This window comes from Pseudonocardia phyllosphaerae, from assembly GCF_046546475.1.
Lineage (GTDB): Bacteria > Actinomycetota > Actinomycetes > Mycobacteriales > Pseudonocardiaceae > Pseudonocardia > Pseudonocardia phyllosphaerae.
This window is the reverse complement of sequence record NZ_JBKGXS010000004.1, coordinates 250,876-274,224: the sequence shown is the minus strand read 5'-3', so window position 1 is coordinate 274,224 and position 23,349 is coordinate 250,876. Positions and strand designations below refer to the sequence as shown.

General features: G+C 74.5%; 19 protein-coding genes and 1 pseudogene. 12 read left to right on the top strand and 8 right to left on the bottom strand.

Features of this window, described 5'->3' with window-relative positions:
- Nucleotides 1-282: 282 nt before the first annotated feature.
- Nucleotides 283-1,065, bottom strand: coding sequence for a peptidylprolyl isomerase (locus ACLE50_RS11725; RefSeq protein WP_410943496.1), 783 nt, complete (start codon nt 1,063-1,065; stop codon nt 283-285).
- Nucleotides 1,066-1,285: 220 nt separating this feature from the next.
- Between ACLE50_RS11725 and hisS the strand changes: the two genes are divergently transcribed.
- On the top strand, nt 1,286-2,521 hold the full coding sequence (gene hisS, locus ACLE50_RS11720) for a histidine--tRNA ligase (protein ID WP_410943579.1): 1,236 nt from the start codon (nt 1,286-1,288) through the stop codon (nt 2,519-2,521).
- The gene (locus ACLE50_RS11715; protein ID WP_410943495.1) at nt 2,521-3,060 is read left to right on the top strand and encodes a class I SAM-dependent methyltransferase; all 540 of its coding nucleotides are present in this window, start codon (nt 2,521-2,523) and stop codon (nt 3,058-3,060) included. Before hisS ends, ACLE50_RS11715 begins: the two co-directional genes overlap by 1 nt.
- Here the strand turns inward: ACLE50_RS11715 and ACLE50_RS11710 are convergent.
- Nucleotides 3,057-4,565 (bottom strand): YibE/F family protein, encoded by a 1,509-nt coding sequence (locus tag ACLE50_RS11710; RefSeq protein ID WP_410943494.1) that lies wholly within the window; start codon nt 4,563-4,565, stop codon nt 3,057-3,059. The genes ACLE50_RS11715 and ACLE50_RS11710 overlap by 4 nt on opposite strands.
- Nucleotides 4,566-4,690: 125 nt before the next feature.
- Between ACLE50_RS11710 and ACLE50_RS11705 the strand changes: the two genes are divergently transcribed.
- Nucleotides 4,691-6,715 (top strand): intein-containing Rv2578c family radical SAM protein, encoded by a 2,025-nt coding sequence (locus ACLE50_RS11705; protein ID WP_410943493.1) that lies wholly within the window; start codon nt 4,691-4,693, stop codon nt 6,713-6,715.
- A 66-nt stretch (nt 6,716-6,781) separates the two neighbouring features.
- On the opposite strand, the gene ACLE50_RS11700 is transcribed toward ACLE50_RS11705, so the two are convergent.
- On the bottom strand, nt 6,782-7,162 hold the full coding sequence (locus tag ACLE50_RS11700; RefSeq protein ID WP_410943492.1) for a PIN domain-containing protein: 381 nt from the start codon (nt 7,160-7,162) through the stop codon (nt 6,782-6,784).
- Between the two features lie 29 nt (nt 7,163-7,191).
- Entirely contained in the window at nt 7,192-7,479 is a 288-nt protein-coding gene (locus ACLE50_RS11695) for a type II toxin-antitoxin system Phd/YefM family antitoxin (protein WP_410943491.1), read from the bottom strand.
- Nucleotides 7,480-7,567: 88 nt separating this feature from the next.
- Here ACLE50_RS11695 and aspS point away from each other — a divergent pair, with 88 nt between their 5' ends.
- The 4 genes and pseudogenes from aspS to ACLE50_RS11675 all read left to right on the top strand — a co-directional run.
- Entirely contained in the window at nt 7,568-9,415 is a 1,848-nt protein-coding gene (aspS, locus tag ACLE50_RS11690) for an aspartate--tRNA ligase (protein WP_410943490.1), read from the top strand.
- Between the two features lie 3 nt (nt 9,416-9,418).
- Nucleotides 9,419-10,360, top strand: a complete 942-nt coding sequence (locus ACLE50_RS11685) for a DUF389 domain-containing protein (RefSeq protein ID WP_410943489.1) — start codon at nt 9,419-9,421, stop codon at nt 10,358-10,360.
- A gap of 12 nt (nt 10,361-10,372) precedes the next feature.
- Nucleotides 10,373-11,554 (top strand): hypothetical protein, encoded by a 1,182-nt coding sequence (locus tag ACLE50_RS11680; RefSeq protein WP_410943488.1) that lies wholly within the window; start codon nt 10,373-10,375, stop codon nt 11,552-11,554.
- Between the two features lie 148 nt (nt 11,555-11,702).
- Nucleotides 11,703-12,332: pseudogene (locus tag ACLE50_RS11675) on the top strand (SGNH/GDSL hydrolase family protein); the annotation flags it as partial.
- 215 nt (nt 12,333-12,547) lie between these two features.
- Here the strand turns inward: ACLE50_RS11675 and ACLE50_RS11670 are convergent.
- From ACLE50_RS11670 to ACLE50_RS11660, 3 genes are all read right to left on the bottom strand, one after another.
- The gene (locus tag ACLE50_RS11670; protein WP_410943487.1) at nt 12,548-13,702 is read right to left on the bottom strand and encodes an aminotransferase class I/II-fold pyridoxal phosphate-dependent enzyme; all 1,155 of its coding nucleotides are present in this window, start codon (nt 13,700-13,702) and stop codon (nt 12,548-12,550) included.
- Nucleotides 13,699-14,214, bottom strand: coding sequence for an Lrp/AsnC family transcriptional regulator (locus ACLE50_RS11665; RefSeq protein ID WP_410943486.1), 516 nt, complete (start codon nt 14,212-14,214; stop codon nt 13,699-13,701). Before ACLE50_RS11665 ends, ACLE50_RS11670 begins: the two co-directional genes overlap by 4 nt.
- A gap of 78 nt (nt 14,215-14,292) precedes the next feature.
- The gene (locus ACLE50_RS11660; protein ID WP_410943485.1) at nt 14,293-14,517 is read right to left on the bottom strand and encodes a hypothetical protein; all 225 of its coding nucleotides are present in this window, start codon (nt 14,515-14,517) and stop codon (nt 14,293-14,295) included.
- A 169-nt stretch (nt 14,518-14,686) separates the two neighbouring features.
- On the opposite strand from ACLE50_RS11660, the gene ACLE50_RS11655 reads away from it, so the two are divergent.
- The gene (locus tag ACLE50_RS11655; RefSeq protein WP_410943484.1) at nt 14,687-15,823 is read left to right on the top strand and encodes a hypothetical protein; all 1,137 of its coding nucleotides are present in this window, start codon (nt 14,687-14,689) and stop codon (nt 15,821-15,823) included.
- Between the two features lie 64 nt (nt 15,824-15,887).
- Nucleotides 15,888-17,285: a replication-associated recombination protein A gene (locus tag ACLE50_RS11650; protein ID WP_410943483.1), complete on the top strand. Its 1,398-nt coding sequence runs from the start codon at nt 15,888-15,890 to the stop codon at nt 17,283-17,285.
- Between the two features lie 9 nt (nt 17,286-17,294).
- Here the strand turns inward: ACLE50_RS11650 and ACLE50_RS11645 are convergent, their stop codons facing one another.
- Entirely contained in the window at nt 17,295-18,365 is a 1,071-nt protein-coding gene (locus ACLE50_RS11645; RefSeq protein ID WP_410943482.1) for a S1 family peptidase, read from the bottom strand.
- Nucleotides 18,366-18,760: 395 nt separating this feature from the next.
- On the opposite strand from ACLE50_RS11645, the gene shbA reads away from it, so the two are divergent.
- The 3 genes from shbA (at nt 18,761) to ruvX (ending at nt 23,321) form a co-directional block, all read left to right on the top strand.
- A complete protein-coding gene (shbA, locus tag ACLE50_RS11640; protein ID WP_410943481.1) occupies nt 18,761-19,705 on the top strand; it encodes an RNA polymerase sigma factor ShbA in 945 nt (314 codons plus the stop codon).
- A gap of 516 nt (nt 19,706-20,221) precedes the next feature.
- Nucleotides 20,222-22,882, top strand: a complete 2,661-nt coding sequence (gene alaS / locus ACLE50_RS11635) for an alanine--tRNA ligase (RefSeq protein WP_410943480.1) — start codon at nt 20,222-20,224, stop codon at nt 22,880-22,882.
- A gap of 7 nt (nt 22,883-22,889) precedes the next feature.
- Nucleotides 22,890-23,321 (top strand): Holliday junction resolvase RuvX, encoded by a 432-nt coding sequence (gene ruvX / locus ACLE50_RS11630; protein WP_410943479.1) that lies wholly within the window; start codon nt 22,890-22,892, stop codon nt 23,319-23,321.
- Nucleotides 23,322-23,349 lie beyond the last annotated feature (28 nt).

Genomic DNA, 23,349 nt, shown 5'->3' with positions numbered 1-23,349 from the left:
CCACCGGCTTCGCGCGGCCGGGGCGAGATCGAACCGCCCGCCGCACCCCCGGCGACGGCAACTCCGTGTGGCTCGGCGATGGGGGTGGGCGCGAAGTACCTCACCTGCTGAGACATTCCGGCGGCACGGCTGCCCGGCGGCACGGCATTCCGGAGAGACGTCTCAGTTGGTGAGGCACTTCGCGGGCGAGGACACTCCGTGCCTGCCGTGCCTGCCGTGCTGCCTGCCGGTGCAGCAGGGCCGCTCGAGCTGCCGAGGCCGCGCGGCGGGTGGTGGGCCGGGTCAGCTCGCGGCAGCCGTGGTGATCTTCACCGGCTTCGCGGGGGTGCCGTCCTGACCGCCGCCGGCGACCCCGGCCTTGGCCACACCGTCGACGGTCTTCAGGCCCGCGGCGCCGATCGTGCCGAACACCGTGTACTGCGGCGGCAGCTGCGCGTCGCCGTAGATCATGAAGAACTGGCTGCCGTTGGTGTTCGGGCCCGCGTTCGCCATCGCCAGGACACCGCGCTGGTACTTCTGGTCCGGTGCGACCTCGTCGGCGAAGCTGTAGCCCGGCCCGCCGGTGCCCTGCCCGGTCGGGTCACCGCACTGCAGGACCTGCAGGCCCGGCGTCGTCGTGAGCCGGTGGCAGGACGTGCCGTCGAAGTACTTCTGCTTCGTCAGGTTCAGGAAGCTGTTCACCGCGCACGGCGCCTTCGCCCGGTCCAGCGTCAGGTCGATCGGCCCGGCGCTGGTGCTGAGCGCGACCTTCGCGGTGCCGGTCGTCTGTGCCGGCCCGTCCGCCGGGGGCTGCACGGGCTTCGCGGCGGCCTCGCCCGGGGAATAGGTGCAGGTCCCGGCGGTGGGGGTGGCGTCCGGGGGCGCGGCGGCCTGCGACTCGTCGGGCCCGCTCCACGCGTCGCGCAGCAGGAACACGGCGACCACGGCGATCACCACGACGACCACGGTCGCGATCGACGCGATCGCGGTCACCTTCTTCCGCCTCGCCTCGCGTTCGGCCCGGTGCTTCTGCTGCGCCTCGAGCTTGCGCTTCGCCGCCTCCCGGCGCTGCTGGTTCGTCGCCACGTCCTCGTCGCTCCCTGGTCGATCACCACGCGTCGTACATCGCGTTGCGCCGGAGGGTAGCGGGGCGACCTGAGAGGAAAGCTGAGAGACGCCGGTTCTACGCTGGGGACGACCCGTACCGAAAGGACGTGCACCCACCGTGAGCACCACCGAGACCGCCGGCGAGCCGCGGGCCGACGGCCGGGCCCGCAGGCCCGAGCCGTTCGCCGCGCCGAAGGGCATCCCGGAGTACCTGCCTCCGGACTCGGCGGGCTTCACCCACGTCCGTGACACTCTGGCCGGAGCCGCAGCTCACGCCGGGTACGGGCACATCGAGCTGCCGGTCTTCGAGGACACCGGGCTGTACGCCCGCGGCGTCGGGGAGTCCACCGACGTCGTCTCCAAGGAGATGTACACCTTCGCCGACCGCGGCGAGCGGTCGGTGACGCTGCGTCCCGAGGGCACCGCGGGCGTCGTCCGCTCGGTCATCGAGCACAACCTGGACAAGCAGGGCCTGCCGGTCAAGCTGCGCTACACCGGCCCGTTCTTCCGTTACGAACGCCCGCAGGCCGGGCGCTACCGGCAGCTGCAGCAGGTCGGCGTCGAGGCCATCGGGATCGACGACCCGGCGCTGGACGCCGAGGTCATCGCCGTCGCCGACGAGGGGTTCAAGGCCCTCGGCCTGACCGGCTACCGCCTCGAGATCACCTCCCTCGGCGACGCCGACTGCCGCCCCGCCTACCGCGAGCGGCTGCAGGAGTTCCTCGCCGGGCTCGACCTCGACGAGGCCACCCGCGAGCGCGCCGCGATCAACCCGCTGCGCGTGCTCGACGACAAGCGCCCCGAGGTCCGCGCCGCGATGGCCGACGCGCCGCTGCTGATGGACCACCTGTCCGACGCCGCCGCCGACCACCACGCCCGCGTGCTGGCCCACCTCGACGACCTCGGCATCGCCTACACGCCGAACCCGCGCATGGTGCGCGGCCTGGACTACTACACCAAGACCACCTTCGAGTTCGTCCACGACGGACTCGGCGCCCAGTCCGGGATCGGCGGGGGCGGCCGCTACGACGGCCTGATGGCCACCCTCGGCGGGGCCGAGCTGTCCGGCGTCGGGTTCGGCATCGGCGTCGACCGGACGCTGCTGGCCTGCCAGGTCGAGGGCGTGCAGCCCTGGTCGACCGCCCGCGCCGAGGTCTACGGCGTGCCGCTGGGCGACGCCGCGCAACGCCGGCTCGTCGTGCTCGCCGCGCAGCTGCGCGCGGCCGGGATCCGCGTCGACCTCTCCTACGGCGGGCGCGGCCTCAAGGGAGCCATGAAGTCCGCCGACCGGTCCGGGGCGCGCTTCGCGCTCGTCCTGGGGGAGCGCGACATCGAGAACGGGACGGCCGGGCTGAAGGACCTGGCCTCCGGCGAGCAGCAGGACGTGCCGCTCGACGGATGCGTCGACGCCGTCGTCGCGGCTCTCGCGGGCTGATGGCCGAGCAGGACCGCGAGCGCTGGGACACCAAGCACGCCGCGCTCGGCGCCGGGACCCCGCAGCCGCCGGACGCGCTGCGCGGGCGCCTCGACCTGCTGCCCGCCACCGGGCGCGCACTCGACGTGGCCTGCGGACGCGGCAGCGTCGCGGTGTGGCTGGCCGAGCACGGACTCGACGTCGTCGCCGTCGACGTGTCTCCGGCCGGCCTCGCGGCCGGCGCGGAGCTCGCCGCCGGCCGGGAGGTGCGGGTGCGGTGGGTGGAGGCCGACCTCGACGCCGGGTTCCCGGCCGAGGAGAGCCGCTACGACGTCGTCGTCTGCCAGCGCTTCCGCGACCCGGCGCTCTACCCTGCGCTGCGCGACGCGCTCGCCCCCGGCGGGCTGCTGGTGGTCACCGTGCTGTCCGAGGTCGGCGACTCCGGCGGCCGGTTCCGCGCCGAGCCCGGCGAGCTGGCCCGCGCCTTCGCCGGGCTGGAGATCATCGAGCACCACGAGGGCGACGGCGGGGCCCGGCTGCTCGCCCGCGCCCCCGCCTAGGCTCGCGCTCCCGCACCGGCGGGCGCCTCCGGCTTCCCGCGCGCCACGACCAGCGCGGCCAGCCCGGTCGTCACCGGCACCGAGGCGACCAGCCCGATGCTGCCCACCAGCGTCCGCACGATCTCGGTGGCGACGTCCTGGCTCGTCAGCACGGATGTGAAGTTCGTCGACGACACCGTGAACAGCAGCATCAGTGGCAGCGCGGCGCCGGCGTAGGCCAGGACCAGGGTGTTCACCGCAGACGCGACGTGGTCGCGCCCGATCCGCATGCCGGCCGCGTAGAGCTCGCGGGCGCCGAGCCGGTGGTTGGCCGAGCCGAGCTCCCAGACGGCGGCGGCCTGGGTGACGGTGACGTCGTCGAGCACGCCGAGCGCGCCGATCACCAGCCCGGCCAGCACCAGGCCGCGGGTGTCGATCGGGACCGAGCCGAGCGTCCCGATCAGGTTCGACGTCGTGTCGTCCAGCCCGGTCAGCCGGGCCGCGGCGGAGAAGACCCATCCGAGCAGCCCGATCAGTGCCAGCGACGCCAGCGTGCCGAGCACCGCGCACGAGGTGCGGGCGTTGAACCCGTGCGTCAGGTACAGCACCGCGAACATGATCAGGCAGGAGCCGGTGACGGCGACGGCGAGCGGTGCGTGCCCGGACAGGATCGACGGCAGCACGAACCACAGCAGCACCACGAAGCTGAGCAGCAGTCCCACCAGCGCCGCGACCCCGCGCAGCCGGCCCAGCAGCACCACGGCCAGCGCGAACGCACCCGCCAGCCAGGCCAGCGCCGGACCGCGCTGGAAGTCGCTGAGCTGGTAGGACCCGGCCTCGTCGGGATTGCCGCCGGACCAGGACAGCACCACCGGGTCGCCGACGGCGAACCGTGGCGTCGACGGCTCCACCGGCACCAGCTGCACCAGGTCGCGTCCGGCGCGCGGACCGTCGGACATCGCGACCGTCACCCCGGTGCAGCCCCGGTCGCCCGACCCCGGTGAGCAGTCGGCGACCTGGACCGCGGTGACGTCGGCATGGACCGTCTGCGTCGGCGGCAGCGACGGGATCGGCGCGGCGCCCGGCCACAGCAGCACGACGCCGACCAGCGTCGCGAGGCCGCAGGGGACGAGCAGCGCGAACAGGAGCTTGCGGACCCGGTGCCCGGCCGGGGTGGCGGGTCCGTGCCCGTGCCCGTGGCCGTGGCCGGTGTGGTCGGGCGGCGGCCCGGCCGGGGCCGAGGAGTGCGCCGGCTCCGGGGTCGCGTGCTCAGGGACCGCGTGTGCCGGGGACGTGTGCTCCGGGGACGGGTGGACGGTGTGGGGGCCGGCGACGGGAGCGGTGTGGCCGTCGCGTTCCGCGGCGCGGCGGGCTGCGCGACGTCCGGTGGGGACCGGGGCCGCGGCGGGCTCCGGCGACGGCCGCGCGGCGGCCGGGGCGTCGTGCCGATGTGCCGCACGCCGACCGGGGGAGCGCGCGTCGCCACCGGGGGCGGTGCGGGCGCGGCGGGGGTCGTCCGGGTGCATCCCCGCATCCTCGCAAGGTCCGGGGCGGGTCCCGGGGGCCGTTCGCCCGGAGGGTGTCACCCGGCGACGACAGGTTGCTCCGTTCGCGCCTTGCCGATGGTTCGAACTTGTGTTCGACTGTCGGAGTGCGATGGAGCGGACAGCAGGTGGGTCTCGACGGGATCGGCGGTGCCGAGGCGCTGCCCGGCATGCGCGGGCTGCTGCGCTCGGTGCGCACGCCGGAGTTCGCCGGGACGGTGTTCCACGAGGTCGAGGCCCGGTCGGCGCTGAACCGGGTGGGGCCGTCCTCGCCGGTGCCGTTCGGGTGGACGGTCAACCCGTACCGGGGCTGTTCCCATGCCTGTACCTACTGTCTTGCAGCGGAGACCCCGGTGCTCACCGCCGACGGGCGGTCGTGTCCCATCGCCGAGCTGCGCCCCGGCGACGAGGTGCTCGGCACCGTGCCCGACGGGCGGTCCGGCAGGCGGCGCTGGGTGCGCACCCCGGTGCTCGCGCACTGGTCCACCCGGCGGCGTGCGCAGCGGGTCGCGCTGAGCGACGGCACCGTCGTGCACGCCTCCTCCGAGCACCGGTTCCTGACCCCTGACGGCTGGGCGCACGTGCGGCCCGGGCGCTGCCGGTCCTCGGCCCGGCGCCCGCACCTGCGGCCCGGCACCGCACTCGTCGGGCCCGGGGCGGCGGGCATGCCCATCGCCTCGGAGCCGGGTGGTCCGCACTCGCCCGGCTGGCCCGAGGGCTACCTGTGCGGCCTGGTCCGGGCCGATGCGGTGCGCTCCCGGGTGTCCGCGGAGCCGTTCCCGTCGGCATGGGTGGAGATGGAGGCGCTCGCCCGCGCGCACCACCTGCTGGCCGGGTCGCCGTCGCGGGTCACGGTCGGGGCTGGTGCGCCCTCCGGTACGCCGACGGCCTGGCCGGAGCAGCCGACACCCGGCTGGTCGGCGGGGTTCCTCGGCGGTGTCGCCGACGCGTGCGGCGAGGTCACCGCGGGGGTCCTGCGGCTCGTGCCGGTGGACCCGGTGCTCACCCGCGCGACGGTGGACGCGCTGCGGCGGCTGGGGTTCCGGGTCGCCTCCGAACCGACGACGCGGGCCGGTGTCCCCGGCGCGCGTGCCCTGCGGGTGCTCGGCGGAGCGGCCGAGCAGCTCCGGCTCGTCGCGATCGCCGATCCCGCCGTCGGCCGGGTGCGCGACGTCGCCGGGTCCCTGGTCGAGGAACCACCCGACGGCGGCCCGCAGGTGGTGTCGGTGACCGACACCGGCGAGATCCGCCCGATGTACGACATCACCACCGGCACCGGGGACTTCGTCGCCGCGGGCGTGGTGAGCCACAACTGCTTCGCCCGCAACACCCACACCTACCTCGACCTCGACGCGGGGGAGGACTTCGACTCCCGGATCGTGGTCAAGGTCAACGTGGCCCGCGTGCTGGAACGGGAGCTGGCCCGGCCGTCGTGGCGGCGCGAGCACGTCGCGATGGGTACCAACACCGACCCGTACCAGCGCGCCGAGGGCCGCTACCGGCTCATGCCCGGGGTGATCTCCGCGCTGGCCCGGTCCGGGACCCCGTTCTCGATCCTCACCAAGGGCACCGTGCTGACCCGCGATCTGCCCGAGCTCGCCGCGGCGAACGCGGACGTCCGGGTCGGCACCGGGGTGTCGGTCGCGCTGCTCGACCGGGAGCTGCAGGCCCACCTCGAACCCGGCACCCCCAGCCCGAGGGCGCGGCTCGACCTCGTCCGCCGGATCACCGACGCCGGGCTGCCGTGCGGGGTGATGGTGGCTCCGGTGCTGCCGTGGCTCACCGACTCCGACGAGGCCCTGGACGCCCTGCTCGCCGAGATCGCCGCGGCCGGTGCGACCCGGGCGACGGTGCTGGCACTGCACCTGCGCCCCGGGGCCCGCGAGTGGTTCCTGGCCTGGCTGGCCCGGCAGTACCCGGCCCTGGTCCCGCGCTACGAACAGCTCTACCGCCGGGGTGCCTACGCCGGCCGCGACTACCGCGCCGGCCTCGCCAAGCGGGTGGCGCCGCTGCTGGCGCGGCACGGCCTGGACCGTCCGGAGCCGAACCCGCGGGATCCGGGGTGGACGCGTCAGGAGCAGGGGAAGCAGGTGGGAGGCGAGCCGGGTGCGGGGCAGCTGAGCCTGCTGTGAGGCGCGGGGGATCGAGGCACGGGTGGATCGGGGCACGGGTGGATCGGGGTGCGGACGGACGGAACCTCAGGTCACGGTCTCGACGTGCACGAGCCGTTCCAGCCCGGCGAGGCCGTCGCGATCGCGGGTCAGGAGCGGTAGACCGTGCCGCGCCGCGATCGCGGCGATCAGCAGATCGAATCGTCGTGGGCGGGGATTGCGTCCCCGGCGACGGACGAGTTCCGCGAGAGCGCCGTACAGTTCCGCGCCCGCGACATCGAGCGAAAGCACGTCGAAGGTGTCCACGACTGCGCGCAGGCGACGTCGTCTCGCCAGGGCCTGCACGGGATCCGACGTCTGGGCGCCGTACTCGAGTTCGGCGACCGACACGATCGTCACCAGCACCACGTCGGCCCAGGCGGCGAATCCGCCGGTCGGACGGTCGATCAGGACGGAGGTGTCGGCCACGATGCGAGGCAGCGGTCCCCGCGGGCTGCTCACCGCTCGTCGTCGGGGTCGTCGAGCTCGGTGTCGCTCAGCAGGGCATCGATCCCGGTGCGGTCCCGATCCCACACGGCGACGTCGACCGGCGGGAGCCCGGAGAAGAGTGCGTCGAGCTCCGTGGCGGGTACCTCGCGCCGTTGCGTGACCCGCTGGTGGGGAACGAGATCGGCGACCGGGGCACCGTTGACCGTCACGGTGAACCGTTCGCCGGCCGCGACGCGTCGCATGATCGCCGCGTTGTCGTTACGCAGCTCGGACTGCTTGATGACACCCACGTACATGACGATAGCGCTGTTCGCTATCTGCGGCGACGGCACATGTGAAACCTGGTGGCGAGCCCCCCGACCCCTGCCGATAGCCTTGACCGCCGTGATGCGAACCCACCCCGTCGGCACCTTGCGTGCCGAGAACGCCGGCCAGACCGTGACCCTCGCCGGATGGGTGGCCCGCCGCCGCGATCACGGCGGCGTGATCTTCATCGACCTGCGCGACCGCTCCGGTTCGGCGCAGGTGGTGTTCCGCGAGGGCGAGATGGCCGAGCGCGCCCACCGGCTGCGTTCGGAGTTCTGCATCCAGGTGACGGGCGAGGTCGTCCGCCGCCCGGAGGGCAACGAGAACCCGGACCTGCCCACCGGCGACATCGAGGTCACGGTGACCGGCCTGACCGTGCTGTCGGAGTCCGCGCCGCTGCCGTTCCCGATCGACGAGCACACCGGCGTCGGCGAGGAGATCCGGCTGCACCACCGCTACCTCGACCTGCGCCGCCCCGGCCCCGCCGCCGCGATCCAGCTGCGCAGCGACGTCAACAAGGCCGCCCGCACGGTGCTGGCCGACGAGGACTTCGTCGAGGTCGAGACCCCGACCCTGACCCGGTCCACCCCCGAGGGCGCCCGCGACTTCCTGGTCCCGGCCCGGCTGCGCCCCGGCTCCTGGTACGCCCTGCCGCAGAGCCCGCAGCTGTTCAAGCAGCTGCTGCAGGTCGGCGGCATCGAGCGCTACTACCAGATCGCGCGCTGCTACCGGGACGAGGACTTCCGCGCCGACCGGCAGCCCGAGTTCACCCAGCTCGACATCGAGATGAGCTTCGTCGAGCAGGACGACGTCATCGCCCTGGCCGAGAAGGTCCTGGTCGCGCTGTGGAAGCTCGTCGGCCACGACATCAGCACGCCGATCCCGCGGATGCCCTACGCCGAGGCGATGGCCCGGTTCGGCTCCGACAAGCCGGACCTGCGGTTCGGCATCGAGCTGACCGAGCTCACCGAGTACTTCTCCGGCACCGGGTTCCGGGTCTTCCAGAACCCCTACGTCGGCGCCGTCGTCATGCCCGGCGGGGCCTCGCAGCCGCGCAAGGTGCTCGACGGCTGGCAGGAGTGGGCCAAGCAGCGGGGCGCCCGCGGCCTGGCCTACGTCCTGATCGGCGACGACGGCGAGGTCGACGAGCGCGGCCCCGTCGTGAAGAACCTGTCCGAGACCGAGCGGGCCGGCCTGGCCGAGGCCGTCGGTGCGAACCCGGGCGACTGCATCTTCTTCGCCGCAGGCAAGCCGTCGGATGCCCGCGCGCTGCTCGGCGCCGCCCGCGGCGAGATCGCCCGCCGGATCGGCGCGATCGACGAGTCCGCCTGGTCGTTCGTCTGGATCGTCGACGCACCGCTGTTCGAGTCGGCCGCCGACACCGACGACGTCGCGGTCGGCGGGGGTGCGTGGACCGCGCTGCATCACGCGTTCACCTCGCCCACCCCGGAGTGGATCGACACCTTCGAGAAGGACCCGGGCAACGCGCTGGCCTACGCCTACGACATCGTCTGCAACGGCAACGAGATCGGCGGCGGCTCGATCCGTATCCACGACGCCGAGGTCCAGAAGCGCGTCTTCGAGATCATGGGGCTGTCCGAGGCCGAGGCGCAGGAGAAGTTCGGCTTCCTGCTCGAGGCGTTCGCCTACGGCCCGCCGCCGCACGGCGGCATCGCGTTCGGCTGGGACCGGATCACCGCGCTGCTGGCCGGTGTCGACTCGATCCGCGAGGTCATCGCGTTCCCGAAGACCGGTGGCGGCTACGACCCGCTGACCCAGGCGCCCGCGGCGATCACCGCCGCGCAGCGCAAGGAGGCAGGCGTCGACGCCCGCCCGGACGCGGACAAGGCGCCCGGCGGGTCCGCGCCCGGCAAGCCCGCCGAGACCGGCGGCGGCGCCCCGGAGAAGCCCGGCCCGGCCGCGTAGGGCGTGCTGCACCTGCGCGTCGTCTGCCCCGAGGGGCGGACGACCGAGGTCGTCGACGTGCTCCGCGACGAGCCCGGGGTGGCCCACCTGGTGGTCCACCCCGGTGCCGCCGTGGAGCCCCGCGGTGACCTCGTCGAGGCCGACGTGGCCCGTGAGGCCACCGACGCCGTCCTCGCCGCGATGGCCGACCTGGGCATCGACCACGACGGCGCGGTCACCGTCGAGCAGCTCGACACCGTGCTGTCCGACCGGGCCGACGCCGCCGAGGAGGCCGCGCCCGGTGACGGCGCCGACGCCGTCGTCTGGGACGAGCTGATCGGCCGCACCGGCGAGGAGTCCCGGCCGACCGTCACGTTCCTGACCTTCCTCACGATCGCCTGCGTGCTCGCCGCGGTCGGCGCGGTCACCGACTCCCCGGTCACCGTGGTCGGGGCGATGGTGATGGGGCCCGAGTTCGGGCCGATGGCCGCGTTCGCGGTCGGGATGGTGCTGCGCCGCGGTGACCTCATGCGCCGCGGCGGGCTCGCGCTGGCCGTCGGGTTCCCGCTGGCCATGCTGGTCACCGCACTCGCGACGTGGCTGTTCGACGCGCTCGGCTGGCTGTCCTCCGACGGCCTCGACCAGCTCCAGCAGATGGACTTCATCTACGAGGTCGGGCCGTTCTCACTGGTCGTCGCGCTGCTCGCGGGCGCGGCCGGGATGCTGTCGCTGACCTCGGCGCGGTCCTCGGCGCTGGTCGGGGTGTTCATCTCGGTGACCACGGTGCCCGCGGCGGCGTTCGGGTCGGTCGCGGCCACCGAGGGTCGCTGGGACGAGGCCGGGCTGTCGCTGCTGCAGCTGGTCGTGAACGTCGTCGGAGCGGTCCTCGCGGCGGCCGGAGTGCTGCTGCTGTCGCGGCTCTGGTCCCGTCGCCGGGGCGCGGACCGGCGCCTGTCGGAGGGGTAGGGTCCGGCGGTGATGACGGATCCGCAGGCGACGCCGGACGCGGTCGCGGCGGTGGCCGGCGCGGCGCGCCTGCTGTCGCGGCGGGCGGGCTCCGACGTCGAGCTCTCCGACCCCGAGGACCTCGGCGGCAGCGGGGACTCGGTGGTGGCCCGGGCCCGGATGGGGGTCAACCCGTTCTCCGACCGGCGCTCGGTCGTGGTCAAGCAGTATCGCGGCGACGCCGGGTCGGCCGACCCGTTCCGCTACGAGGTCGCGTCCTGCCAGCTGTTCACCGCGCTGCCCACCGACGTCCGGCCCAGCCCGGCGATCATCGCGCACGACCCCGAGCAGCGGCTGCTCGTGCTCGAGGACCTCGGCCGCAGCTCCACGCTGGCCGACAAGCTGTTCGCCGGCGACCGCGACGCCGCCCGCAGCTGCCTGCTCGGCTGGGCCCGTGGCCTGGGCCGGATGCAGGCCGCCACCGCCGGGCGGGAGGGCGACTTCGGGGCGCTGCTGCGCCGGCTGGGGGAGAAGGCCCGCCGCGACCCGGTCTCGGAGCAGGCCCGCGCCGCGCTCGCCGGGCTGCCCGAGCTGCTCACCGACGGCCTCGGCGTCACCGTGCCGGAGCCGGCCGTGCCCGAGGCGCTCGGCGCGGTCCGGCTGCTGGGCGGCACCGGGTTCCGCGCGTTCAGCCCGTCCGACACGTGCCCGGACAACAACCTGGTGACCAGCCGCGGCGTGCGGTTCGTCGACTTCGAGTGGGGCTGCTTCCGCGACGTCGTGCTCGACGCCGCCTACATGCGGGTCCCGTTCCCCGGCTGCGCGGCCAGCTTCGCGCTGCCCGGCGACGTCGCCGAGTCGATGATCGACGCGTGGCGCTCGGAGATCGCGCCGGTCTGGCCCGAGCTCGACGACCCCGACGTCCTGGAGTCCCGGCTCACCGACGCGCACCTGCTCTGGGTGTGGTGGTCGACGTGGATGCTGTTGCCGCGCATGTTCGACCGCGACGGGCCGATCGGGGTCGACGCGAGCCGGTCGCCGCGGATCAGCACCGCGCTGCGGCACTACTGGCGCGGCCTGGGCGCCGTCGCCGACGGCAGCGGGCGTCCCGGGACCGCGGCGCTCGCCGGAGCCGTCGTCGCCGCGCTGGAGCGGGAGTCCCCGGACGCCGCGCCGGAGCTGGCGCCGTTCCCGGCGTTCCGCGGCGGACGCTGACGACTCCGGGCAGCGACGACTCCGGGCACCGACGACGGCCTGGCCGGGCCGGTGGGGCACCACAGAGTTCGCGAGGGAGTAGCGACACCGTCACCGTGCGCACACCGCGACGGCGCCGTCGACGCTCATCGTGACCGGCGTGCGTCCGATGATCGCGCCCGAGACCGTCGCCCACGTCCCGACCCTCCCGAGCCCGCCCCGCACGCCCGGCCGGCCGGTCCGCCGCCTCACCGTCGTCGGGGACTCGACCGCCGTCGGCGTCGGCGACCCGGCGCCCGGCGGCGGATGGCGGGGGTTCGCCCCGCTGCTCCGCGACGCCCTGACCGGCCCGGACGGGCCCGTCGAGCTCGACAACCACGGCCGGACCGGGGCCCGGATGGCCGCCGTGCGCCACCAGCAGGTGCCGGCCGCGATGGCCGAGCCCGGCGACGTCGTCGTGCTGTGCGCCGGGATGAACGACACCCTGCGCGGCGACTTCGACCCCGACGACATCCGCCGCGACGCCGCCGAGGCGATCGCCCTGCTCGGCTCCACCGGCGCCACCGTGCTGCTGGTCCGCTACCACGACCACACCCGCGTCGTCCGGCTCCCGGGGCCGTTCGCCCGCGTCCTGTCCGCCCGCATCACCGCCCTGAACGACGCCCTCGACGCCGCCGTGGCGCACGCCGCCGAGGGTGGCGTCGTCGCCGGGGTGCTCGACCTGCACCGCGTCGACGGCGGCTACGAGCGCGAGACGTGGAGCGCCGACCGGCTGCACCCGTCCGAGCGCGGGCACCGGCTGCTCGCCCGCGGCATGACCGGGCTGCTGGCCGCCGCCGGCTGGGACGTGCCCGGCGAGGTCGGGCTCGACCCCTGCGGCGGCCGCGAGGTCCGCTCCTGGGAGTGCGGTGCCTGGCTGGTCGTGAAGGGGGTGCCGTGGCTGGTGCGCCGCGGCCGGGACCTGGGACCGGTCGTCGTCCGCGGCATGGTCGCCAACCGCAGGCCGCGCGCGGTTCAGAGGCGCCGCAGGAAGTTCCCGATCCGCTCCACGGCCTGCTCCAGCTGGGGGAGTGCCGTGGCGTACGAACAGCGGATGTGCCCCTCGCCGGACGGCCCGAACACACCGCCCGGGACGACGGCGACCGACTCCTCCCGCAGGAGGCGCTCGGCGAAGGTCTCGCTGTCCAGGCCGGACACCCGGATGCTCGGGAACGCGTAGAACGCGCCCTCGGGCTCCGGGCACTCCAGCCCGGCCTCGCGCAGCCCCTTCACGAACACCCGGCGGCGACGGTCGTAGTCGGCGACCATCTCCGCGACGTCGCCCTCGGCGTGCGCGAGGGCCTCGATCGCGGCGACCTGGGAGACGTGCGGGGCGCACAGCATCGTGTACTGGTGCACGCGCAGGCACAGCTCGGCGATCGGGCGCGGAGCGGCGAGCCAGCCGACCCGCCAGCCGGTCATGGCCTGCGCCTTGGAGAACCCGCCGAGCACCACGGTCCGCTCCCGGGCGCCCGGGACCGCGCCCAGGCAGGTGTGCGCGCCGCTGTAGGTGAGCCGGTCGTAGATCTCGTCGGAGAGCAGGTAGAGGTCGTGGCGCTCGGCCAGCTCGACCAGCGCGCGCAGCACCTCCGGGGACTGCACGGCCCCGGTCGGGTTGGCCGGTGAGCCGATCAGTACCGCCTTGGTGTCCGGGGTGATCGCGGCCTCGACGGCGGCGACGTCGATCGCGAACCCGTCCTCGGCGCGGGTCGGCACGGTGACCGGGGTGCCGCCGGCGAACGCGACGCACGGCTCGTAGGCGACGTAGCAGGGCTCCGGGATGATCACCTGCTCGCCGGGGTTCAGCAGCACCCGGAACGCCAGGTCCAGGCCCTCGGAGACGCCGGTGGTGATCAGGCACTCGGTCGCCGGGTCGTAGTGCGCGTCGTAGCGCGCGGCCAGGTCCGCGCAGATCAGCTCGCGCAGCCGGGGCAGGCCCGCGTTGCCGGTGTAGGTCGTGTAGCCGTGTTCCAGGGCGTAGATGCCGGCCTCGCGGATCCGCCACGGCGTCACGAAGTCGGGCTCGCCGACGCCGAGGGAGATGACGTCGTCCATCTCGGCGGCGATGTCGAAGAACCGCCGGATGCCCGACGGCGGAATGGCCGAGATCGTCGCGTTGAGCGGCTTCACGGCGTCACCGGGAGCCGGTGGTCCGGCTCGGGCTCGGCGAAGGAGTCGCCGTCGCGCTTGTGCGTGGCGAGCACGAAGTGCGTGGCGGTCGAGGTGATGCGGTCGATCGTCGACAGCTTCTGCGCGACGAAGTCGCTGACCGCGCGGATGTCCTGGCCGACGACCGTGCAGCGCAGGTCGTGCCCGCCGGAGACGAGATAGCAGTCGCGGACCTCGGCGAACCGGGAGATCCGGGTGGCGACGTCGTCGAAGCCGACCCCGCGTGCCGGGACGACCGAGACGTCGATGAACGCGGTGACCTGGGCGCCCGCCCGTCCGGCGCCCTCGAGGCCGTCGGTGCCGTCCTCGTAGCGTTCCCAGTCGACGACGGCCTTGTGCCGCCGGATCACCCCGGCCCGCTCCCACTGCGCGATCCGGGCGTCGACCTCCTCGCGGGGCAGGCCGAGCATGGTCGCGACGGTGGCGTGGTCCAGGGACGCGTCCCGTTCCAGCAACTCCAGGATCTCCCGCACGCCGGTGACCCTACGACGGCGGGGCCGGGAAGTGCGCCCTCCGCGCGCCGGGCGTGCCGACCGGGGGCGGCGCGCTGCTCAGGCGGCGCGCTGGGCCGGGACCTCCTGCGGGACCGGGGCCTGCGACGGCATCCGGGCCGGGTCGAGCAGACCCAGCTCGATGTCGACGAGGTTGGCACGGGTGCAGGTCCCGCAGACCCACACGACGCCGGACGGGCCGTGGTGGCTGCTCCAGCCGAGACCGCGGATGTCGGCGTCGGACCGGAGGCGGGCGCAGAGCGGGCAACGGAGGATCGTGTCCATGCCCGACGAGTGTGCCCGGTCAGTGTTGCGACACCGTGTCCCCGAGGGTCCGCCGCGTTGCGTTCCGGCGACGATCCGGGGTCGGGGGAACGCGGTGCGTGGTCACGAAACGGCGCCGACCCGATGAAATCGCCCGTGACGTGTCCGATGCGCCGTTAGGGTCGGGTTCATGAGCAGTGAACCGCCGCAGGGGGGCGACTCCGGGTCCGGTGCCGACCGGCACGGCCCGGGCGAGCCGGCACAGGGCCCGCACGGTCAGGACCCGCAGAGCCAGGACCCGTACGCACAGCAGCCGTATCCGCAGCAGCCGTACGGGCAGTCGGGGGACCCGCAGTACGGCCGGCAGCCCTACGGAGAGCAGCAGCACGGAGAGCAGCAGTACGGGCAGCAGCAGCCCTACGGCGGCCAGGGCGAACCGCAGCAGTACGGGGGACCGCAGCCCTACGGCGGGCAGCCCTACCCGGGTGGCGCCTACGGTGGTCAGCCGTACCCCGGCGGGGCAGGCCACGGGCCGCCGACCGGGAGCTCCCCGGATCCGCTGGTCCCGTTCTCGTTCGGCGACTGGGCCTCGAAGATCGTCGGTACGGTCGGGCGCAGCTGGAAGACGCTGGCGATCATCCAGCTCTGCGCGCTGCTCCCGGTCGCGATCATCAGCGCGATCGCCGTGCTTGTCGCCGGCGGGCCGACGTCCTACGACAACGACGCGCTCGCCCCCAGCTTCGGGTTCCAGTACGCGGTCGGCGCCGGCGGGTTCGTCCTGTTCGTCGTGGCCATCGTGCTCGGCGCACTCGCCCAGGCGGCCTCGGTGTTCGTCATCGTGCGTGACGCGGCGGGCCGTCCCTGGTCGCGCGACCAGGTGATCGCGTTCGCCCGGAACCGCGCCCTGCCGATCATCGGATGGACGATCCTCTCGGCAATCATCGTCGGGATCGGGTTCGTCCTGCTGGTCATCCCCGGCATCTACCTGTCGGTCGTGGTCGGCGGCGCACTGACCGGTGTCGTCGTCGTCGAGCGGGCGGGGATCGGCCGGTGCTTCCGCCTGGTCAACCCGCGCTGGTTCCCGGTGTTCGGCCGCCTGCTCGTGCTGGTCGTCCTCGGCGGGATCTACGGGATCATCACGAGCCTGATCGCCGGTGGTGTCGGCTACGCCGCCCCGGCCCTCGGCCAGATCGTCTACAACCTGCTGATGATCCCCGCGGCCGTCGTGGGCACCGCGGCGAGCATCGTCACCTACGCCGAGTGCCGGTTCCACGAGCACAACCCGGTGCACACACCCGTCCTCGCCGACGAGATCGACCGCGCCTGACCCGGCACCCGCCTGCCGCCACCGGGCGCGGAACCGTCGGTGCCCGGTGGCAGGCTGGACGGCGATGAGCACCGACGGTCTGTTCGACATCGGCCCCGGCCCGGGCGGCCCCGATGAGGGGGACCCCGACACCGGGGACACCGGGGACGCCGGCGGCGCGCGCCCGGGCGCCCCGCTGGCCGCCCGGATGCGCCCGCGCAGCCTCGACGAGGTCGTCGGGCAGCCGGAGCTGCTCAAGCCGGGTGCCCCGCTGCGCCGCCTGCTCGACGGCGGGGCGGCGGCGTCGGTCCTGCTCTACGGCCCGCCCGGCACCGGCAAGACGACGATCGCGCGGCTGATGGCGGGTGCAGGTGGCGGGCAGCGGCACTTCGTCGCCCTGTCCGCGCTCTCGGCCGGGGTGAAGGAGCTGCGCGCGGTCATCTCCGAGGCCCGCACCCGCCGGGACCGCGACGGCACCCAGACCGTGCTGTTCATCGACGAGGTCCACCGTTTCTCCCGCACCCAGCAGGACGCCCTGCTCGGCGCCGTCGAGGACCGGCTGGTCCTGCTGGTGGCCGCGACCACGGAGAACCCGTCGTTCTCGGTGGTCTCGCCGCTGCTGTCCCGCTCGCTGGTGCTGCAGCTGCAGTCCCTGGGCGAGGACGACCTGCGCGCGCTGCTGCGCCGCGCGGTCGCCTCCGAACGGGGTCTCGGCGGCGCCGTCACGCTGGTCGCCGACGGCGAGGACGCGCTGGTGCGGCTGGCCGCGGGCGACGGGCGCCGCGCGCTCACCGCGCTCGAGGCCGCCGCCGACGGCGTGCTCGGCGCGGGGGAGACCACGGTCGACCTGGACGCGGTCGAACGGGCCGTCACCGAGGTCGCGGTGCGCTACGACCGTGCGGGCGACCAGCACTACGACGTCATCAGCGCGTTCATCAAGTCGATCCGCGGCTCGGATGCGGACGCGGCGCTGCACTACCTGGCGCGGATGCTCGTCGCGGGGGAGGACCCGCGGTTCGTCGCACGCCGGCTGATGATCCACGCCTCGGAGGACGTCGGGCTGGCCGACCCGACCGCGCTCCCCGCCGCGACGGCGGCGGCGCAGGTCGTGCAGCTCGTCGGGATGCCGGAGGCGCGGATCGCACTCGCCCAGGTCACCGTGCACCTGGCGACCGCCCCGAAGTCCAACGCGGTGATCACCGCGATCGACGCGGCGATGGCCGACGTCCGTTCCGGCAAGGTCGGCGCCGTCCCGGCCCACCTGCGTGACGGGCACTACGCTGGCGCCCAGAAGCTCGGCAACGCCGTCGGCTACCGCTACCCGCACGACGACCCGGACGGCGTGCTGCGCCAGCAGTACCCGCCCGACGACGTCGTCGGCGTCGACTACTACACGCCCACCGGCCGCGGGAACGAGCGCACGCTGGCCGAGCGGCTGCCGAAGCTGCGCCGGGTGGTCCGCGGGATCCGCGACCGCACCTGAGCCGGCGGCTCAGCCGGTCAGGACGGTCAGGCCCAGGTCACGGGTCGCCGTCGCGACCGGGGTGAAGTACGCGGTGCACTGGTTCGCCCCGCCTGCACCGGTGTGCAGGCCCTGCGCCTGGCCGTCGGCGGTGACGTACGGGGCGCCGGAGTCGCCCTCGCGGGCGCAGGCACCGACCTGGGTGAGCCCGGGCTGGCTCTGGCCGTCGAAGTTCACCGTGACGCCGGTGCGCTGGACCGGCCCGCACGACCGCCCGCTGGTGGAGCCGTACAGGCAGACCGTCGTGCCGACCGGGGCGGAGCGGGTGCCGGTGACCCGGGTGCCGCCGGCCGTCGCGCTGACGTCGCCCTCCTGGACCGGGATCGCGCCCGCGTCGGCGCCCTGCGCGGTCCGGGCGCCGGAGCCGATGGTGTCCTCGTCGGCGCCGGTGTACCAGGTGCCCGAGCCACGGGTGCAGTGCCCGGCGGTGAGCAGCCAGCGGGCCGAGCCGTCGGTCGTGGCGAAGCCTGCGGTGCAGCGGCGGGAGCCGTCGGTGATGCCGTCGCCGCCACCGACGGTGGCCTGGCGGTGCGCCGCGGCCGGGACCTGCTCCACACGGACCGCGGCCGGGTCCAGCCCGGTGGTCAGCGCGCGGGCCAGTCCCGCCGAGCCCGGACCCTCGACGACGTCGAGCACGAGCTGCTCGCTGCGCGGGTCGGTGCCGTACGCGGCCAGCCCGGCCGGCATCCGCGCGCCCAGCCGGTCGGTGAGCGCCCGGGCGGCCGCCGCCGGGTCCCTGCGCGGCTCGTCCCGCACGACCGGGGTGGCGCCGAGCGCCGAGAGCACGGGCGCGAGCGCCGGGTCCCAGGTGCCTGCCATCAGCCGTCCGCCGCCGGACGGGTCGAACCAGACCCCGGCGAGCGCGGGACCCGCCGCCTCGGTGACGGCCGGGACGCGCGCGGCGGCGGCGTCCTCGGTGAGCGCGGGCAGCTCGTCCGGCAGCGCGGGACCGGCGACGGCCGGAGCCGCCGAGGCGATGCCGAGGGTGACGACGGCGGCGGCGAGCCCGGCGAGCAGGCGGTGCGGATGGCGCAGTGGCACGGGAGTCCTTCGAGGGCGCGTACGAACCGTGGTCGTCCGGCACAACGAGGCTGCTCCGTCCGGGTCACGGGTCGGAGCCGTGCCGTGGCCGGTGACACCCCGCAGTGGGGCGCTGACCAGCGATATCGCCCGATCGGCGCAGCGGTTCCTACGGTGTGTGTCCTCGTACCGCAAATTGTGCATGTCCATTGACCCCGTTCGGGTGCGTCGACAGGGTTGTTCGCAGGCCGGGGCGCGGCCGTACGGAGTCAGGACGGCCGCGCCGACCACTGGTGGTCACCGGGTCATCGAGCAAACACACCGGGTTATCGAGCAGGTTCCGGCCCACCGACGGGCGTGCGGACCTGCGGACGACGTGGGTGCAGCCGGGGGGTTGCACCGGGAAGCTGGCCACGATGCATCAGGGTCTCGCGGCGACCACCGCCGACGCCTGCACCGCAGGGGACGAACCCGTCGCGCCCGGAGCGGCGACCGTCCCCCCGACCGACACCCCACCCGTCACCGACACCCCACCGGTCACCGACACCGGGACCGATGCCGGCATCGAGGCAGGGGCCGGGCCCGCGACCGGCGGGGCGGTCACGCCGCAGGGCGACCTGCTGTCCCCGGAGGCACTCGCCCGGGCCGTCGCCGGCGACCCCGCCGCGGTCGGCCTGCTGCTCTCCCGGGTGCAGCCCCAGGTCGAGCGGTTCTGCCGGGCGCGGCTGGGCCGCCGTGAGACCACGATCGGCTCGGCCGACGACGTCGCCCAGGACGTCTGCATGGCCGTCCTCGCGGTCCTGCCCGACTACCGGCCGTCCGGGATGTCGTTCCGCGCCTTCGTGTTCGGCATCGCCCGGCACAAGATCGCCGATGCGTTCCGCGCGATGGCCCGCAACCGTTGCGACGCCGTCGAGGAGCTGCCCGAGCGGGCCGGGCGCGACGACGACCCGATCCAGATCGTCCTCGACGCCGAGCGCAGCACACGGTTGTCCGACCTGATGGCCGTGCTCGGCCCGCGCCAGGTCGAGATCCTGCACCTGCGCATCGCCGCCGGACTCAGCGCCGAGGAGACCGCACAGGCCCTCGGCTCCACCCCCGGGGCGGTGCGCGTCGCCCAGCACCGCGCGCTGCAGCGGCTGCGCCGCGAGCTCGAGGAGCGCGAGGCCCGGCTCGTCGCGGCCGAGGAGGCCCGGGCGGCCGGCGAGACCTGGCCTGCGGTGCCGGGACGCCCGGGTGCCGGTGCCCCGGTGCGGGAGGGGCGGCTGCGGCTGCCCCGACGCCCGCGTCCGGTGGATGCCGCGATCACCGTCCCGGCGCAGGGTGCCGGGGCCGCGGCGCCGCTGGCGGTCGCCGTCTGATCCGAGTCCGTCCGCCGGCGCCGGCTCCCACGGCGTCACCGTCACGACCCCGGCAGGACAGCGGGCCGGCGTGGGCGGGCACCGGCCGTCCCCCGGACCGGTCCCGCCCGCGACCGCCCGCACCGCGGCCGGTGACCGCTGCGCTCGGGCGCGCACCGGTCACCGGCCGTCCTGCGTTCCCCGCCCGGACCGGCGGAGGCGGCGTCCCGGGACGCGGCCCGCGTACGTCGTGACCGGCGCGGTGACCGGCACAAACCCGGTCGAGCGCGGGGAGTAGCCTGGACGGCGATTCCTGCAGGGCGTCGACGAGGGGAGGGAACCCGTGCGGACCACCGGCGTGCCCTTCCCCGTGCCCCGCGAGCCGTTCCGGCGCCGAGCGCCCGGCGCGGGTGCCTGAGCAGGCCCCGCGAGCCCAGCCTCCCCGGCGTTGCAGCGCCGTCCCGCCCGTACGGTGTCCCGGCGGACGCCCCCGTGCCGTCCGCGACCCTCGCCGTACCCGTCACGAGAGACCTACCGGTGCAGACCCACGAGATCGTCCGCCGCTTCACCGCCCACTTCGAGAAGAACGGGCACACGCCCGTGCCCAGCGCCTCGCTGATCCTCGAGGACCCGCAGCTGCTGTTCGTCAACGCGGGCATGGTCCAGTTCAAGCCGTACTTCCTCGGTGACGTCCCGGCTCCCTACCCGCGGGCCACGTCGATCCAGAAGTGCGTCCGGACCCCGGACATCGACGAGGTCGGCAAGACCACCCGCCACACCACGTTCTTCCAGATGGCGGGCAACTTCTCCTTCGGTGACTACTTCAAGCGCGGCGCCATCGAGTTCGCGTGGTCGCTGATCACGAACCCGCAGGACGAGGGCGGCTACGGGTTCGACCCCGAGCGCATCTGGGTCACCGTCTACTACGACGACGACGAGGCCATCGCGCTCTGGAAGGAGATCGCCGGCCTGCCCGACGAGCGCATCCAGCGCCGCGGCGGCGACGACAACTACTGGGACATGGGCGTGCCCGGCCCCGGCGGCCCCTGCTCGGAGATCTACTTCGACCGCGGCCCGGAGTTCGGCGCCGACGGCGGCCCGGAGGCCGACGAGGACCGCTACCTCGAGATCTGGAACCTCGTCTTCATGCAGGACGAGCGCGGCGAGCTGTCCCCGAAGAAGGGCCACCCGCCGATCGGGACGCTGCCGCACAAGAACATCGACACCGGCATGGGCGTGGAGCGGGTCGCGTTCCTGCTGCAGGACGTCAACAACGTCTACGAGACCGACCTCGTCCGCCCGGTGATCGCCAAGGCCGAGGAGCTCTCCGGCAAGCGTTACGGCGACAACGAGGCCGACGACGTCCGCTTCCGCGTCATCGCCGACCACGCCCGGTCCTCGGTGATGATCATCGGCGACGGCGTGACCCCGGGCAACGAGGGCCGCGGCTACGTGCTGCGCCGGCTGCTGCGCCGCATCGTGCGTTCGGCCCGGCTGCTCGGCATCACCGAGCCCTGCCTGCTGGAGTTCGCGAAGGTCGTGCGGGACACCATGTCCCCGACCTACCCGGAGCTGGCCTCGGACTTCGAGCGGATCGCCGCCGTCGTCCGCGGGGAGGAGGAGACCTTCCGCTCCACGCTCAGCGCCGGCGAGAAGATCTTCGAGCACGCCGTCACCGACGTGCGCAAGGCCGGCGGGCACACCCTGCCCGGCGACGAGGCCTTCCAGCTGCACGACACCTACGGCTTCCCGATCGACCTGACCCTGGAGATGGCCGCGGAGGCCGGGCTCACGGTCGACCAGGACCGCTTCACCGCGCTGATGGACGAGCAGCGCCGCCGCGCCAAGGCCGACGCCGCCGAGCGCAAGGTCGGCTTCGTCGACGCCTCGGTCTACCGCGCCGTGCTCGACACCCACGGAGCCACCGACTTCCTCGGCTACCAGACGCTGGACTCGGAGTCCCGGATCGTCGGGCTGCTGCGTGACGGGCAGACCGTGCCCGCCGCGGAGGAGGGCGAGTCGGTCGAGGTGCTGCTCGACCGCACCCCGTTCTACGCCGAGGCCGGCGGCCAGCTCGCCGACACCGGCGTGCTCAAGGGCGACTCGTTCCAGATCCGGGTCGACGACGTCCAGTCCCCGGTCGCGGGCCTGCGCGTGCACCGCGGCGTGGTCACCGCCGGCACCGTCACCCTCGACGCCTCGGTCGTCGCCGAGGTCGACCCGGCCCGCCGGGCCGCGGTCTCGCGCGCGCACACCGGCACCCACCTGGTGCACGCCGGTGTGCGCAACGCGCTGGGCTCCTCGGCCGCCCAGGCCGGCTCGCTGAACGCCCCCGGACGGCTGCGGTTCGACTTCACCTCGCCCACCGGCGCCGTCGACCCGGCCGCACTGGTGGAGATCGAGGAGGAGGTCAACTCGGTGCTGCAGTCCGACCGCGAGGTGCAGACCTACGAGACCTCCCTCGACGAGGCCCGCAACCTCGGCGCGATGATGCTGTTCGGTGAGAAGTACGGCGACCGCGTCCGCGTGGTCGACATGGGCGACTACTCCCGTGAGCTGTGCGGCGGCACCCACGTGCGCCGCACGGGTGAGCTCGGCATGGTCCGGGTGCTGTCGGAGTCCTCGATCGGCTCGGGCGTGCGCCGCGTCGAGGCACTGGTCGGGCTGGACGCCTTCCAGCACGCCACCACCGAGCACCTGCTGGTCAACCAGCTCGCCGACCAGATGAAGGCCCGCCCCGAGGACCTCCCGGAGCGGATCAACGGGCTGGTCGAGCGGCTGCGCATCGCCGAGCGGGACCTGGAGAAGCACCGCGCCGAGGCCGTCCTGGCCTCCGCCGGGGCGCTCGCCGACAAGGCCGAGGACCTCGACGGGACCGCGCTGGTCGCCGTCACCGCCCCGGACGGGGTGTCCGGCAACGACCTGCGCACCCTGGCCGCCGACGTGCGCGGCAAGCTCGGCGACCGGCCCGGCGTCGTGGCGCTGTTCGCCGTCGCCGACGGGAAGGTGTCGTTCGTCGTCGCCACCACGAAGGCCGCGCGGGACAACGGCTTCGCCGCCGGGAAGCTCATCCCCGAGTTCGCCCCGGCCGTCGGCGGGCGCGGTGGCGGCAAGCCGGACCTGGCCCAGGGCGGCGGCACCGACCCGGCCGGGGTCGACGCCGCCGTCCAGAAGCTGCGCTCGGCGATCCGGAAGTGATGTGGCGGTGACCTGGACGCGCGGTCGCCGGCTCGGCATCGACGTCGGCGCGGTCCGCGTCGGCGTCGCGCTGTGCGACCCCGACGGCATCCTCGCGACGCCGGTGGAGACCGTGCCGCGTGATCTCGAGGGCGGCGCCGACGTGCGCCGCATCGCGGAGCTGGTGGCCGAGCACGACGTCGTCGGTGTCGTGCTCGGCCTGCCCCGCAACCTGCGCGGCGAGGACGGTCCGGCCGCCCGCACCGCGCGCGAGTTCTGCGCCGCGCTGGAGGCCGGGCTCGACGTGCCGGTGGAGCTGACCGACGAGCGGATGACCACCGTCGTGGCCACCCGGCAGCTGGCCGGGCGCGGGGTCAAGGGGCGCAAGCAGCGCTCGGTGATCGACCAGCAGGCCGCCGTCGCCATCCTGCAGGGCTGGCTGGATACCACCCGAGGATGATGATCGTCTCCGCCGGGGTTCGCCCGCG